13 protein-coding genes are annotated in these 13,478 nt (G+C 46.3%); 7 read left to right on the top strand and 6 right to left on the bottom strand.

What is annotated here, in order from left to right:
• Nucleotides 1–4: 4 nt before the first annotated feature.
• The 5 genes from ACLWBD_RS16030 to ACLWBD_RS16010 all read right to left on the bottom strand — a co-directional run bounded on the left by ACLWBD_RS16030 (nucleotide 5) and on the right by ACLWBD_RS16010 (nucleotide 3,635).
• Nucleotides 5–535 (bottom strand): hypothetical protein, encoded by a 531-nt coding sequence (locus ACLWBD_RS16030; RefSeq protein WP_413568967.1) that lies wholly within the window; start codon nucleotides 533–535, stop codon nucleotides 5–7.
• Nucleotides 536–673: 138 nt separating this feature from the next.
• A complete protein-coding gene (locus tag ACLWBD_RS16025) occupies nucleotides 674–1,462 on the bottom strand; it encodes an endonuclease/exonuclease/phosphatase family protein (RefSeq protein WP_063205347.1) in 789 nt (262 codons plus the stop codon).
• Nucleotides 1,463–1,494: 32 nt separating this feature from the next.
• Nucleotides 1,495–2,019: a GNAT family N-acetyltransferase gene (locus tag ACLWBD_RS16020; RefSeq protein WP_413568965.1), complete on the bottom strand. Its 525-nt coding sequence runs from the start codon at nucleotides 2,017–2,019 to the stop codon at nucleotides 1,495–1,497.
• A 93-nt stretch (nucleotides 2,020–2,112) separates the two neighbouring features.
• Nucleotides 2,113–3,147, bottom strand: coding sequence for a class I SAM-dependent methyltransferase (locus ACLWBD_RS16015; protein ID WP_413568964.1), 1,035 nt, complete (start codon nucleotides 3,145–3,147; stop codon nucleotides 2,113–2,115).
• A 2-nt stretch (nucleotides 3,148–3,149) separates the two neighbouring features.
• A complete protein-coding gene (locus ACLWBD_RS16010; RefSeq protein ID WP_063205345.1) occupies nucleotides 3,150–3,635 on the bottom strand; it encodes a hypothetical protein in 486 nt (161 codons plus the stop codon).
• 101 nt (nucleotides 3,636–3,736) lie between these two features.
• Between ACLWBD_RS16010 and ACLWBD_RS16005 the strand changes: the two genes are divergently transcribed.
• The 6 genes from ACLWBD_RS16005 to ACLWBD_RS15980 are packed head-to-tail and all read left to right on the top strand — an operon-like array spanning nucleotide 3,737 to nucleotide 9,576.
• On the top strand, nucleotides 3,737–4,369 hold the full coding sequence (locus ACLWBD_RS16005) for a DUF4442 domain-containing protein (protein ID WP_063205344.1): 633 nt from the start codon (nucleotides 3,737–3,739) through the stop codon (nucleotides 4,367–4,369).
• 12 nt (nucleotides 4,370–4,381) lie between these two features.
• Nucleotides 4,382–5,989 carry a carboxyl transferase domain-containing protein gene (locus ACLWBD_RS16000; RefSeq protein WP_413568962.1) on the top strand — a complete coding sequence of 536 codons (1,608 nt, stop codon included), beginning with the start codon at nucleotides 4,382–4,384 and terminating at the stop codon, nucleotides 5,987–5,989.
• Between the two features lie 2 nt (nucleotides 5,990–5,991).
• Nucleotides 5,992–6,771 carry an enoyl-CoA hydratase-related protein gene (locus ACLWBD_RS15995; RefSeq protein ID WP_063205342.1) on the top strand — a complete coding sequence of 260 codons (780 nt, stop codon included), beginning with the start codon at nucleotides 5,992–5,994 and terminating at the stop codon, nucleotides 6,769–6,771.
• Nucleotides 6,771–8,249, top strand: a complete 1,479-nt coding sequence (locus ACLWBD_RS15990; protein WP_063205341.1) for an acetyl/propionyl/methylcrotonyl-CoA carboxylase subunit alpha — start codon at nucleotides 6,771–6,773, stop codon at nucleotides 8,247–8,249. The genes ACLWBD_RS15995 and ACLWBD_RS15990 overlap by 1 nt, the downstream gene beginning before the upstream one ends.
• Nucleotides 8,249–8,629 carry an acetyl-CoA carboxylase biotin carboxyl carrier protein subunit gene (locus tag ACLWBD_RS15985; RefSeq protein ID WP_063205340.1) on the top strand — a complete coding sequence of 127 codons (381 nt, stop codon included), beginning with the start codon at nucleotides 8,249–8,251 and terminating at the stop codon, nucleotides 8,627–8,629. Before ACLWBD_RS15990 ends, ACLWBD_RS15985 begins: the two co-directional genes overlap by 1 nt.
• Before the next feature lie 5 nt (nucleotides 8,630–8,634).
• Nucleotides 8,635–9,576, top strand: coding sequence for a hydroxymethylglutaryl-CoA lyase (locus ACLWBD_RS15980; RefSeq protein WP_413568960.1), 942 nt, complete (start codon nucleotides 8,635–8,637; stop codon nucleotides 9,574–9,576).
• Here the strand turns inward: ACLWBD_RS15980 and ACLWBD_RS15975 are convergent.
• Nucleotides 9,573–10,724 (bottom strand): hypothetical protein, encoded by a 1,152-nt coding sequence (locus ACLWBD_RS15975; RefSeq protein WP_253696492.1) that lies wholly within the window; start codon nucleotides 10,722–10,724, stop codon nucleotides 9,573–9,575. The two genes, ACLWBD_RS15980 and ACLWBD_RS15975, sit on opposite strands and share 4 nt — an antisense overlap.
• 162 nt (nucleotides 10,725–10,886) lie before the next feature.
• Here ACLWBD_RS15975 and ACLWBD_RS15970 point away from each other — a divergent pair, with 162 nt between their 5' ends.
• On the top strand, nucleotides 10,887–13,475 hold the full coding sequence (locus ACLWBD_RS15970) for a PAS domain S-box protein (protein ID WP_413568958.1): 2,589 nt from the start codon (nucleotides 10,887–10,889) through the stop codon (nucleotides 13,473–13,475).
• Nucleotides 13,476–13,478 lie beyond the last annotated feature (3 nt).

The following is a 13,478-nucleotide window of genomic DNA, read 5'->3' as shown; positions in this document are numbered from 1 at the left end:
TAGACTAGTCTTGGACAAAAGAAAACTCAGCGTAACGTTCTTCGTCGCTGAAGTAAGTCTGAGCGTCAGAGGAAACATAGCTTCCCTCAACAATGCGACCTTCTTGGCAGCCTTTCAACGAAGCGCGTGAGCCGTCGAATTCGCAATCTCCAGTGTACCAGGCTTTTTCAGAGTACTGGATTTTGTAGCCGATAAGCTCTTGACCCTTATAGAAGGCCATGACTTGATCCAAACGAGTACGGCCGGAAGCGTAATAATCTCCCTCAAGAATAGTGTCGCCCCAGATTTGCGCCTGATCCACGGCCACCTTTTTCAAAGTCTCGCGAGTTTCAGCTGAAATTTTTGTGAGTTTTGCTTTTTGATCGTAAACGAGGACGCGGCTGTAAGGACCTTCACAGGGTTCCGTACGGCAAGCGTGCTCAAAATGAGCAGCCTCTTCATAGAATTTGTCTCCGTTAGGACCCATTTGGTCAGCCAAAGCCGTCGCGGAAGCACACAATCCCAAAAGTGCTGACATGATTAGTTTTGAAAACATAGTGGCCTCCTTTTCAAAGGAGACTATGCGCCTAAAACGAGAAAAATTTTAATACATAGACAATATGTTATTATACGAAAAATGAATCTTACCCGCTCTGGGAGCTGGTCTTAAGATGGCTGATCTGGCGCAAAAGCCCTATTTAAGGCGGAATGCGGCCGTGATCGGGGCGTGATCGGAGCTTTTGATATCAGGATGAAGAGTGGAAGAGTGAGTTAAGAGCCCGCGAACGAAGATGTGATCCAGCTTCATACCACGATCATCGTTATCTAAAGGAATTTTCTTAAGTCCCAATGGAGACAGAATCTCATTTAAGGCACTGGTGCGGTTGCCGTTCCAGCTATTGAAGTCTCCAGCAAAAATGATGGGGCCTTTATGTTTTTTCAAGAAGTCCGCGACAGCCTGAATCTGGGCGCGGTTGTTTTTGTCCTGAACGAAATTTAGTGCGTGAATATTTGCGACCATCAAAGTTTCACGGCTGTTGGCGATGGCGAATTCGGCAATCAACGTCATTTTAGGAGTGCGTGCGATCGGTTCACGCCCGGGGCTGCGCAAGAAATGTGTTTTCAATGCCGTGATTGGAGAGCCGTTCATAACGCCTGTTGGGTCATTGTCGATAAAGCTGGTGGCGAAATCCCAGCAAAAGTTTTTTTGGCGAAGAGCAATAGACGTCACAAAGGTATCGAGCATCGCTTCTTGAATAAGAACGACGTCGGATTTGGGAGCGAATCGCTCAAAATCCATGGCCCAGCGAGCTTTGGACTCCGCTTTTTTGATATTCCAAACAAAGATAGAAAAGTTAGAAGGAAGAAACTCTGCCTTGCAATCCCCGAAGTGAGTCATCACGTCGCTGTCGCTCGGAATTTCATATGCGTATGCCGAAGTGCCTAGTAGCACTGCCAATGCCAGGATCCATCCCTGCATCATATGTCCCCCAAAAAAAGCCCCTGCTTCTTTTTTTAGATTTTCTTTTCAAGAACTGTGAACTCCAGCCCTTGAACTTTCGGGATCCCGAAGCGTTCGTCACCGTAAGGAAACGGCTTTTTTTCCTTGGTATCGCGGAAGCCATGCTTCACGTACCAGGCAATCAATTCAGAACGTACCGTAATCACCGTCATATAGATGCTAGTGCAATCCCAGAATTGTGCAAGTGCTTCTGATTCGTCTAACAACATCTTGCCAATTCCCTGACTTTGCAATGACGGATCGACGGTTAACATCCCCAAATAACATTTCGTATTTTGTCTTTCTAAATGCACACAGCCCAAAAGGTCGCCTGTGTCGTCGTCTTCGGCGATGAGTATGATGGAATCCTCTTTGTTGATCAGCTCACGGATCCCTTCGGCATCAACGCGTTGGCCATCAAGAAGATCCGCTTCGGTCGTCCAACCTTCTTTGGAGCTATCACCGCGGTAAGCGGAGTTGACGAGTTCGACAAGGTGGTCGATGTGGCTTTCATCGGCTTGGGTGAATTCAATGTGCATGAGATCCTCCGACCCAAAGGTGCCAGGTTCTTTTTTGTACTTCAACGCATCACTTTGTGCTGCGGTGAAGCACAAAAAAGAAGCAGGCACCTTTTAGTTTTTCTTGGTGTAGATGAAGAGTTCTTTGCCTTGGCGTCGGGGAATGGATTTTTGCCAGCGGCCCCAGAAGATGGGCTGATAATGAGATTTTAGGCGTTGGCGCAGTTCCCATTCGGTGCCGCCGTAGGGTGGGCCTTGGCGTTTTTCGAAAGTGAAAAAGACGCCCATCAGGTGGCCTCCGCTGACTAGAACGCGATTCCAAACTTTGACGAGTTCCTGGCGTTTTGCCGGGTTGATGGCGCAGTAGCACGTGTGTTCGAAAACGATGTCAAAGGCTTGGTCGTATTCGCGAGGAAGTTTAAATAGATCGGCTTCAACGAAGGTTAAGTTCGAAAGATGGCCGTAATTTTTCTTGGCTCTTTCAATAGCTTCGGGAGAAATATCGACAGCCGTGACAAAGTGTCCTGCGGCTGCGAATAAAGCGGCGTCGTGACCTTCTCCACAACCTAAAACCAAAACGCGGGAGCGCGCGATTTTCAGTCGAGGAATCATGTCTTTCAAAGCTTCTGCCGGCTCACCCAAATTCCATCCGGGGTTGGCTTCTTCTTTGTAGATGCTGCTCCAATAAGTTTCTTTTTCGACATTTTCGTTCGAGGGCCAATAGTTTGGAATGTCGTAAGTCTTACCTTGGAACTCGATGAAATCGTCGCCGTATTCATCGAGCAAATTAAAGAAACTGGCTTGAGCTTTGCGAGAAAAAACAAAAGGAATGTTGTTCGAAGTATAACCGTGAAAACGATCCCACTCATCAAGCGACAAAGATTCTAACTGAAATGAATAGTGAACGCCGTAGGGAAGAGAGATTTCCCAAGCGCCTTCTTTCAAGTGAACTTGTGATGCGACGTAAGGCTCGTCGAAAGCTTCGACGATGACGGGAGTTTCACCGATGGTGGAAAGCAGGGTTCCACCTTCATGAATTTTTAGATTTTGCAGAAGTTCTTGTCCTACCAATGGGTCTTGGATGCGAATGTCTCGGCTGAGTCCAAAACCCTCTTCATCAATCTGGATGAATTGTGTAGGAATGGGCATTTCTAGTGTGTCGCTTCTTGAGGAGCCGCTGTCGCCGCTGGAGTTGCCGTTGGAGCTGCTTCTTCTGTTTCTGGAGCTTCACCTGGAGTTAAAGTCGTGCCTTCAGTGAACACCACGATGTCATTTGTCGTTTTTACGGATTGAAGAACCCATTTGTCTGTGTTGGCGTCTTCAGAAGGCTCACGGTGAAGAACAGCTTCGCCTTCGATGATTTGTTCAAGCTCTTCGCCCTCTTCAGAAGGCTCAATGAATTTGTAAGCGAACACAGCGCGAACTTTGTTATCACCCAAAGATTCTGTCCAAAGGCGCATGATAGAAAGGTCCTTAGCCTGAGGCTTCTTCGTTGTTAGCGTGTTGCCGATAAGTTCAGCTAATTTCAACTGGATGCCGGAGTGCGTCTCAAAACCCACAGCTTCAGAAGTGTGAATTACATTCCAAGTCCAAACCAACGCCACAAGAAAAACAATGAGGCTAACAATTTTCTTCATTCCTAGAGTCCTCTCTCCATTTACTCAGTGTGATAAAACTGACATCCTTATCCGAGCATGATATTCCGTTTTTTTCAACAACCGTGCAGAGAGGATATCTCATGAACCAACAATGGCTGACAATCTTAATGTCAAAGGGGATTGAGCTGGAGCAGAACCTGCGTCAGCAGTTGCAAACTGCCAAAGACGAATTGAAATCTCAGTTGGAAAGTCGTGGCATTCGTATGAGCGCGGCGGACCTTGCCGCTCTTTTGGAAGAGGTTTCCCCGAAGGCTTCGCATGCTGCTTTGAGTTATGCGCTGGATATCGTGAGACCTTTTTCAGCCGGCATGGGTTTAAGAATTTCTCGCCTTTCTGACACGCAAGTCGAGATGGTGGTTCCCGCTCGCACTCGCAATATGAGCGAAACCAACAGCATGCACGAAGGGGCTTTGACAACCGCAGCGGCAGAAGCCGCGAAAGTGTTGTGGATGCGCCACGCTCCCGTGGGAAACTTTGAAATTTCTGTTTCTCGAATCGAAGCTGAATTCTTTAAAAATCAAACTGAAGACTGCCGTATTCGCATGGAGCTTCCAGAAACCACGCGTGAGTTGGTGCTTTCAGCATTGCGCGATCATCGTGAAGCTAAAAGCGAAGCCGAACTTAAGATCTTTGACGACAACGAACAAGCTGTGGCGGAGATCCGTTTGCAGTTGAATTTTAAACACACTCCCGCACTTGCTGGACAAGAATAGTTTTTAGGATTTATGGAAATTTTAGACAGTCACATAGATACAAATTCTGCCGACTTTAAAGCCAACCGAGAAGCGATGTTAGGCATCGTCAATGAATGGCGTGAAAAAGTGGACCTTGTTAAACAAGGTGGCGGTGAAGACGCGACAAAAAAACACAAAGCTCGTGGCAAGTTAACAGCACGTGAGCGTATTGAAGCACTTGTAGATGGCGGTACAGCTTTCCTTGAGTTCTCTACACTTGCAGCCTGGGACATGTATGAAGGCCAGGCTCCAGGTGCTGGTGTTATCACCGGCATCGCGGTGATTCACGGGACAGAATGTGTCATTGTGGCGAACGATGCGACTGTTAAGGGTGGAACTTACTTCCCTATGACCGTAAAAAAGCATCTGCGTGCGCAAGAGATCGCTTTTGAAAATGGTCTTCCTTGTATTTATCTTGTGGATTCCGGCGGCGCGTTCTTGCCAATGCAAGCGGACGTTTTTCCAGACCGTGATCATTTCGGAAGAATTTTCTATAACCAAGCACGCATGTCCGCGGCTAACATTCCGCAAATCGCTGTGGTCATGGGATCTTGTACAGCGGGGGGAGCTTACGTTCCTGCGATGAGTGATGAAACCGTCATCGTAAAAGAAAATGGAACGATTTTCTTGGGTGGTCCTCCTTTGGTGAAAGCCGCAACGGGTGAAGTCGTTGATGCTCAAGAATTAGGTGGCGCTCAGGTTCACTGTGAAACTAGCGGTGTGACTGATCACTTCGCTGAAGATGATCAACATGCAATTGAAATCACTCGTTCGATCGTCGCACACTTAAATCACAAACGTGCTGTGCAGATGAAAATGATGCCGGTCGAAGAACCTCTTTTTGATTCAAAAGAAATCTATGGCGTGATCCCTAAAGACAGCCGCGTTCCTTTTGATGTGCGTGAAGTGATTGCGCGTATCGTGGACGGTTCTCGCTTTCATGAATTCAAACCCCTTTTCGGTAAAACTTTAGTGACGGGCTTTGCTCACATCTGGGGAATGCCCGTTGGTATTATCGCGAATAACGGTGTTCTATTCAGTGAGAGCGCGCAAAAAGCCGCGCACTTTATTGAACTTTGTGAACAGCGCGAAGTACCTTTGATCTTCTTGCAGAACATCACAGGCTTCATGGTCGGAAAAAAATACGAAAATGAAGGCATCGCGAAACATGGCGCGAAGATGGTGATGGCCGTTTCGAATGCGCATGTTCCAAAATTCACTGTGGTTATTGGCGGCTCTTATGGGGCGGGCAACTACGGGATGTGTGGAAGAGCTTATCAGCCTCGTCAGCTATGGATGTGGCCGAACGCTAAAATCAGCGTGATGGGTGGCGAGCAAGCAGCGAACGTTCTTTTGACGGTGAAGCTGGATCAGATGGCGGCAAAAAAACAAAGCATGTCACCGGAAGAGCAAGCCGAGTTTAAACGTCCTACACTTGAAAAATACGAGCGTGAAAGTTCAGCTTATTATTCGTCAGCGCGTATTTGGGATGACGGTATTATCGATCCAGCAGATACACGCCGTGTACTGGCTTTGGGAATTGCAGCAAGTCTTAACAAGTCTTGGGGAGAAAAATCCCAAGGCGTCTTTAGGATGTAATTATGTCTTTTGTTGTTGTGACCGAGATGAATCAAGTCGCTTACGTCAAGTTGCATAGACCTGACGTGCGCAATGCTTTTAATCCTGAGATGATCGAAGAGCTGACTCAATCCTTCCGCAGCCTGAATGCCCGTAAAGATTTGCGAGCCGTGGTTTTGCAAGGAGAAGGCAAAGCATTTTGCGCTGGCGCAGATTTGAACTGGATGCGCGAAATGGTGAACTTTTCGTTTGAACAAAATCGCGAAGATTCTCTGAAACTCTTTAACATGTTTGAAACCATGGCGCAGTGTCTTTTGCCAGTGATTGGTATGGTTCACGGAGCCGCGTTTGGTGGCGCCTTGGGTCTTGTTGCTATTTGTGACGAAGTGATTGCTGAAGAGGGCACTCAGTTCTGCTTTAGTGAAGTTAAGCTGGGAATTGCTCCGGCGGTAATTAGCAGTTTTGTAAATCGCAAAGCGGTGCCAGGAAAGGTTCGTCCCTTGATGCTTTCGGGTGTGGTGTTTAACGCCCATGTCGCTCAACAGGCGGGTCTTGTGACAGAAGTGGTTCCTCCAGGTGAGGGCCACACAGCCGTGCAAAAAGTGATTCACAACTATTTGCAGTGCGGACCGGAAGCTGTTCGCGAAACTAAAAAACTTTTAAATGATTTGAATTTCATGTCTTGGTCTCAACAAAAAGACGCGACGACGCTTTTAATTGCAGAACGTCGCGTGAGTACCGAAGGACAAGAGGGTCTTAAATCCTTCTTAGAAAAACGTGAACCATCTTGGAGATCACAATAATGGCTAAGTTCTCTAGAATCGCCATCGCCAATCGAGGTGAAGTGGCTGTTCGTATTATCAAAGCTTGTGAAGAATTGGGCATCGAAACCGTTCTGTTGCATTCGGAAGCAGACATCAACACTCGCGCTTACAGAATGGCGACCAAAACTATCTGCATTGGACCCGCGCCAACGGCAGAAAGCTATTTGAACATCAAAGCAAACGTCGACGGCGCTTTGGCGGGTGGCGCTCAAGCCATCCATCCGGGATTTGGTTTCTTGTCTGAAAATGCCGACTTCGCCGAAGCTGTGACAAAAGCCGGACTGACTTTCATTGGTCCCTCTGCGGAATCAATTCGTTCTTTAGGCGATAAAGTTCACTGTAAGGAATTGGCGAAAAAAGCAGGCCTTCCTTTAGTGCCAGGCTATCAGGGCGAAAACCAAGAAGTGGCTCACTTGATTTTGGAAGCTGAAAAAATCGGTTTCCCTGTGATCGTAAAAGCCGCTGCGGGTGGCGGCGGACGCGGGATGAAGCTCATCAAATCTTCAGCGGAAGCTAAAGAGTTGATTGAATCCGCTCAACGTGAAGCTCAATCGGCATTTGGTTCTCCAAAAGTTTTTTTAGAAAAATACCTGGACCGCGCAAAGCACATTGAATTTCAAGTCTTTGGTGATAGCACTGGAAATGTGATTCACTTCTTTGACCGTGAGTGCTCTGTTCAGCGCCGTCATCAGAAAATCATTGAAGAGGCGACATCTCCTTCGTTGAGTGATGATCTTCGTCGTCGCATGGGCGAAGCCGCCTGCGCGATTGCCACTTTAGGAAAATACAAAGGAGCGGGAACTGTTGAATTCCTTCTTCAAGATAATGAATTTTATCTTTTAGAAGTGAACACCCGTTTGCAAGTAGAACACCCGGTAACTGAAGAAGTTTTGGGAGTGGATTTGGTGAAAATGCAAATCCTGACGGCTCAAGGCGAATTCGTGCATGATCCAAAACAAGTGCGCGTTCCTCGGGGGCACTCTATCGAGTGTCGTATTTATGCGGAAAACCCATTCATGGGTGGCGTTCCTTCAACAGGTCTTCTAGGACATGTGGAATGGCCGGAAGGACCGGGACGTCGTTATGAATATGGTTTTGATGCGGGCGATACAATCACTCCTTACTACGATCCGATGATTGCCAAAGTCATTGTGTGGGATGAAACCCGCTCACGAGCGATTCAAAAAATGATTCGCGTCTTGCAAGACTCTGTGGTGTTTGGTGTTCACACGAATATTCCTTACTTGATCGAAATTCTTTCACACAAAGAATTTGTTATGGGAACAATGACCACGCGTTTTATCGAAACTTATTTTAGCGAAGCTTTGAAAGAACCAGAGCTTTCTAGCTTGGATAAAAAGATCGCGGAAGGCGCACTTCTGCAACTTCGCGGTGGTGGGACACAAAACCAAGGTGCGAATACTTCACCATGGGCATCTTATTGGAGAGGCATCTAATGGAAATCAAAGTTAGAGTCGACGGTGTTGACCATAAAGCTCATGCCCAATTGATTAAAGGCACCTTGTGGGTGCATCACAATGGACGTGTTTTCACGATGGATGCTTCTACCGGACGTAAGTCCCGTAAAAAGGCGGGTGCTGGCGGATCTTCCGATCAAGTGGTGGCGCCAATGCCAGGAAAGGTGACGAAACTTTTAGTTTCTGCCGGAGCTTCAGTAGAAGCGGGCCAAGCCGTTCTTGTGATGGAAGCCATGAAAATGGAGTACACTTTGAAAGCGGATATCGCAGGAACTATCGACAGCATTTCTTGCGCGGTCGGTGAACAAGTGGCTTTGGGTAAAGCGCTTATTAAAATTAAACCAGTTTCCGATAAATAGGATCTATGAAAAAGTCAGTCGTGATTGTTGAAATGGGATTAAGAGATGGTCTGCAAAACGAAAAAACCGTTTTGGATTCAGACACTCGTGTGGAATTTGCAAGACGACTGATCGAAGCCGGTACTAAGCGAGTGGAAATTGGTGCTTTTGTTTCTCCGAAGTGGGTTCCACAAATGGCGGGAACTGCTGAAGTCCTAACAAAAACTTTTACGCTTGTGAAGTCCGGTGCCATTCCCAAGAAAACGGAATTCTCGGTTCTTGTTCCGAATGAACGAGGAATGCAAGATGCGATTGAAAGTGGTGTGAAAGAAGTGGCCATCTTCGCCGCCTGCTCAGAATCCTTTTCTTTGAAAAACATCAATTGCTCTATTGATGAAAGCTTCAAGCGCTTTGAACCTGTGATGGCTTTAGCAAAAAAACACAAAATCAAGGTTCGCGGTTATCTTTCAACGTGTTTCGGCTGTCCTTTTGAAGGCAAAGTTCCTGAAGCGCGTGTGGTCAAATTGGCTGCACGTATGCATAAGCTAGGCGTTTATGAAATCTCTATTGGCGATACCATCGGTGTGGCTGATGCGGGCCAAGTAGAATCATTATTTAGAAAATTGAAGAAAGTCGTGCCGGTAAAAAAACTTGCGGGTCACTTTCACGATACTCGTGGGCAAGCTTTGGCCAATATTCTTGCGGCTTATAAGCTCGGTGTGATGGTTTTTGATACAAGCCTGGGTGGTTTAGGCGGATGTCCTTACGCGCCAGGGGCTACTGGAAATGTCGCGACCGAAGACGTCGTTTACATGTTCCATGGTATGGGTGTGAAGACGGGCTTGAACTTGGATAAGCTTTTAGAAATCGATCCTTGGATGGCTGAAAAGATTCAGCACCCGTTGCCTTCGAAAGTGGGTAAGGTTGGTAAATTAAAACCGCTCGGCAAGGTCACTCGCAACGCCTAGGAACACTTGTTCTTTTTCACCGGAGTGAAATTGTAAATCATCACTCCTCCGTTTTTAAGTAAGCCTTTTTTCATAATGTCTAAGTAAGGCGGGGTTCCACCTAATTTGGAATTCCCCTTTGCCCTGGTATCTAAGTTCCCTGCAACGCCCAGACAGCCTTGAGTGGGAGTGTACGGATCCCAGCCGTGAAGCAAAACTCCTCGACCGAAAATGTCTTGGTTTTCAGGTTCCAACCCGACAAGCTCCACACCGTCTTTGATATTTCCACCGCGAGGAGGACGATAAGCCTTCGTGACGACAGCGCCGTTCGGAGTCCTCATGGTGCCTCGTCCATTTCCAAAGCCCCCTTCACCTCTAGAAACCCAGATCGGATTTTTATCCACGACTTTTGCGGGAGTTCCGTCGGCATTTAGAAACCACATTTTCCCCATGACTCCGCCATTAGAAAAATCATTGAAGATGAAAACTTCTTGGGTAATTTTGCCGTCGTCTTTTCCTTTTTTGAAGGCCGCGAGTGCCTGTTCAACTCCGCATACTAAAGTTTTATCGCGCTTTAAATCTTGTGGCAGATTGTCCGTACAACTGGGTTCTAAGGGTTTAGCAAGTTTTGCATTTGTTTCTGTTACGGTTTTTTCTAAAGCTAAGGCCATAGCTTCTTTCGGCGATGTTTTGTCGATGTTTTTCGACGGCGTTACTAAACTGGGCTGCTTTCCCATGCCAAAAAGATTTAAGAACCAATTAACGAAATCAAAGTTTCCCGTTTTATAAACCGGTACGTCCTGTGTGATTGTGCAATTTGTGGAATCACCTGAACTTGAGCAATTCGAGTTTTGAGCTGTAAGGTCCACGGTTTGTACGACCAGTTGTTGATTCGTAGCAAGTGCTTGTAAGTCGGCGGTGTCAGAAGAAGTATCTTTTGTCGTGATGGATTTCACCTGCATCAAGCCCGAATTGTCGACTTTTTGAAAACCAGTTTCGGTGTTGTCGCTGCGAACGGCAGGGTTGAAAAACGATCCGGTAGGAACAGTTTTAAGTTCGATAGCTGAGTCTTTCGGAATAGCCCCAATTGGCAACACCGCTTGAGTAGAGTTTTGGGCCCAAGAACTATGCAATGAAACGGACAACAGAATGAATTTCAAAAGACTCATGCTCCTAGACTAAACGATTGTGGCTGTACAAATAAGACCAGTTATCTGGAATTGATCCGCAACAATCCGGCTTTGCCTGGGCTTATGTTGAGTTTCAGTCCTAAACACATTCCGTTGTCGGCAAAGCCCCTGCGGCTTACGTTTAAGTTTGGAGAATTCATTATGCCTTCTTCGCTGAGTCCAGACGAATCGCTACGGTATCGCACGATATTTGAATCGGGCGTGATTGGCGTCGTTTGTACAACTCTGGAAGGAAAGATTATTGAGGCAAACGACTATTTCCTCAAAATGGTGGGATATACCAGAGAAGAACTGCAAAGAGGAGAATTGAATTGGAAAACTCTGACTGCCCCTGAGGATGTGCAGCGTAGTGAACGAGCGGCTACAGACATTGTAAAAACCCAAACGGTCAAGCGCTTTGAAAAGCAATACATACATAAAGATGGAACTCGCATCCCTGTTTCCGTAGCGTTGACCCTATTTCAAGATGGGACGGTTATCGCTTTAGTATTGGATGCCACGGAACTTAAGCGCGCGGAAAAAGAATTGGAAGAAGCTAAAGCAAGATTGCAGGAAAGTGTCGTCGAAAGAACGCAACAGCTACAGCAATCAGAAGCCTTTTTTGAAGCTATTTTTGAAAATATTCCGAACATGGTCTTTGTTAAAGATGCTCGAGATCTGCGGTTCGTCCGTTTTAATAGGGCAGGTGAAGAACTATTGGGTGTGCCAAGACAAGAGCTTATCGGAAAAAATGATTACGATTTTTTTCCGAAAGAACAAGCTGACTTTTTCACTTCTAAAGACCGCGCCGTTTTAAATCAAAAAAACGTAGTCGACATTCCAGAAGAGGTGATCGACACGCGCAATGGCGTTCGTTATCTGCATACTAAAAAAATCCCTGTTCTAGGTAAAACTCAAGAGCCTCAATATTTGCTGGGAGTTTCTGAAGACATTACCGAAGAAAAAGAAATCGAGAAGCAAAAGATGGCGCTTTTCCAAGCTGAGTTCGCAAGAACGCAGGCTGAAAATCACGCTAAGGAAATGAGCTTTCTATCGGATATCAGTTTAATTACACAATCTTTTGAACTTGATAAAATTATTAAGGCATTCTGTCGAAAAGTCGTTTCGTTTAAAGCAGATCTCTGTATCGTTGATCTTTTAGATGAACAACGGCTGGAAATCAGTCTGACGGCAGGCGCGGCTCAGGACCCGATAGAAGAAAGTCAGGCGTTGCTATGGCGCCAGCGTCATCCTTTAAGGTGGGACTCTAACACTGGACCGGGAAAAGTTTTAAAGACGGGGAAGGCAGACATCATCTTAGGTGAAAACTTGGATTTTCATGTGGAGGAAGCCTATGGTACCGGTGCTCGTGAAAGTGAAAAGGCGATCGCTGTAGGCTCGATTGCTTTTACGCCGATCAAAATTCGCGATGAAAAACCAATCGGTTTTATTACGTTCCTGAATAAGCCGCAGAGTCCTCGCTATACGGAAGCGGATCTGCCACTGCTGGAGGAAGTTTCTTCTCGGCTAGGACTTGCAATTGAAAACTCACGTCTTTATGACAAGGCTCAAGAGGCTAGCAGGGCGAAATCGGCGTTTCTTGCCAACGTCAGCCACGAAATTCGCACGCCTTTAGGTGCGATGTTGGGATTCGCAGAAATTTTGCAAGAGGCAGATGGCCTGGCTTCTGAGATGAAAGATTCAGTTGAAACTATTTACCGCAATGGTCAGCAACTACTGCGAATCGTTGATGAAATTTTGGATATCTCTAAAGTAGAGTCGCAAAAAATTGAAATTGAAAAGCTGGCCGTTTCTTTAAGGGAAATTTTATCCGATATCGAACATCTTCTGACTTTGCGAGCGGAAGAAAAAGGCGTGTCTTTAAAAATCGTGTATGACGAACTTCCTGACTATATCCGCACAGATCCGACACGTCTTCGACAGATTCTTATTAATATAATCGGTAACGCGATCAAGTTCACGGATGAAGGTTCGGTGGAGCTTCATGTGCGTCGGCGGCCCGACCCCATTGATAAAAATCTGTGTGTCTTAGAATTTAGAGTCATTGACACCGGTATCGGGATTTCTGATGAACAAAAGAATCTTCTCTTTCAACCATTTGCTCAAGCCGATAGCTCTACGACCAGACGGTTCGGTGGGACCGGCTTAGGACTATTCTTATCTCGAAAACTTGCGAGGCTTCTAGGTGGGGACGTGATTCTTGACAAGAGTGTTGCGGGAAAAGGAAGTGTTTTCTTAATCACCGTAGCCTGCGATATTGTGACAAGTAAAGAGGTTGTTCCTGACAATCACAGAGTGAATCAGGTTTATGATTTTAGCTCTATCAAATCGGTTTTGGTCGTGGATGATGCCGTTGATAATCGAGAGCTGTTCTGTCACTACCTTCAAAAATTTGGAATATCTCGGTCGCGTATAGAAACCGCAGAAAATGGTGTTGAAGCCGTTAAGAAAGCTTCGCAAAAAACTTATGATCTGATTTTAATGGACGTGCAAATGCCGGTCATGGATGGCTTTGAAGCACTTCGCGAATTGAAAAAGCGTCGTTATTCAGGACGAATTGCCGCGGTCACGGCCCACGCGATGAAAGGCGATCAAGAGCGTTGTTTAGCCGAGGGATTTGATGGCTATTTACAGAAACCGGTTTCCAAAGAGGCTCTTCGTCAGGAGTTGATAAAAGTGGCGGATCTCAAAATGAGACCGGGCACTTCTTTTGAAAATAGAAGTCTATAGAGG

It is taken from the genome of Bdellovibrio sp. HCB117, from assembly GCF_047305915.1.
In the GTDB taxonomy this organism is placed as follows: domain Bacteria; phylum Bdellovibrionota; class Bdellovibrionia; order Bdellovibrionales; family Bdellovibrionaceae; genus Bdellovibrio; species Bdellovibrio bacteriovorus_B.
Note: the sequence above shows the minus strand (reverse complement) of the source record. Positions and strands in the feature narration are given on the sequence as shown.

Excerpts from the sequence above, each read along its gene's own strand:
- ACLWBD_RS16030 (WP_413568967.1), bottom strand. The coding sequence starts at position 535 with ATGTTTTCAAAACTAATCATGTCAGCACTTTTGGGATTGTGTGCTTCC.
- ACLWBD_RS15990 (WP_063205341.1), top strand. The coding sequence starts at position 6,771 with ATGGCTAAGTTCTCTAGAATCGCCATCGCCAATCGAGGTGAAGTGGCT.
- ACLWBD_RS15985 (WP_063205340.1), top strand. The coding sequence starts at position 8,249 with ATGGAAATCAAAGTTAGAGTCGACGGTGTTGACCATAAAGCTCATGCC.
- ACLWBD_RS16020 (WP_413568965.1), bottom strand. The coding sequence starts at position 2,019 with ATGCACATTGAATTCACCCAAGCCGATGAAAGCCACATCGACCACCTT.
- ACLWBD_RS16015 (WP_413568964.1), bottom strand. The coding sequence starts at position 3,147 with ATGCCCATTCCTACACAATTCATCCAGATTGATGAAGAGGGTTTTGGA.
- ACLWBD_RS15975 (WP_253696492.1), bottom strand. The coding sequence starts at position 10,724 with ATGAGTCTTTTGAAATTCATTCTGTTGTCCGTTTCATTGCATAGTTCT.
- ACLWBD_RS15980 (WP_413568960.1), top strand. The coding sequence starts at position 8,635 with ATGAAAAAGTCAGTCGTGATTGTTGAAATGGGATTAAGAGATGGTCTG.
- ACLWBD_RS16000 (WP_413568962.1), top strand. The coding sequence starts at position 4,382 with ATGGAAATTTTAGACAGTCACATAGATACAAATTCTGCCGACTTTAAA.
- ACLWBD_RS16005 (WP_063205344.1), top strand. The coding sequence starts at position 3,737 with ATGAACCAACAATGGCTGACAATCTTAATGTCAAAGGGGATTGAGCTG.
- ACLWBD_RS15995 (WP_063205342.1), top strand. The coding sequence starts at position 5,992 with ATGTCTTTTGTTGTTGTGACCGAGATGAATCAAGTCGCTTACGTCAAG.
- ACLWBD_RS15970 (WP_413568958.1), top strand. The coding sequence starts at position 10,887 with ATGCCTTCTTCGCTGAGTCCAGACGAATCGCTACGGTATCGCACGATA.
- ACLWBD_RS16025 (WP_063205347.1), bottom strand. The coding sequence starts at position 1,462 with ATGATGCAGGGATGGATCCTGGCATTGGCAGTGCTACTAGGCACTTCG.
- ACLWBD_RS16010 (WP_063205345.1), bottom strand. The coding sequence starts at position 3,635 with ATGAAGAAAATTGTTAGCCTCATTGTTTTTCTTGTGGCGTTGGTTTGG.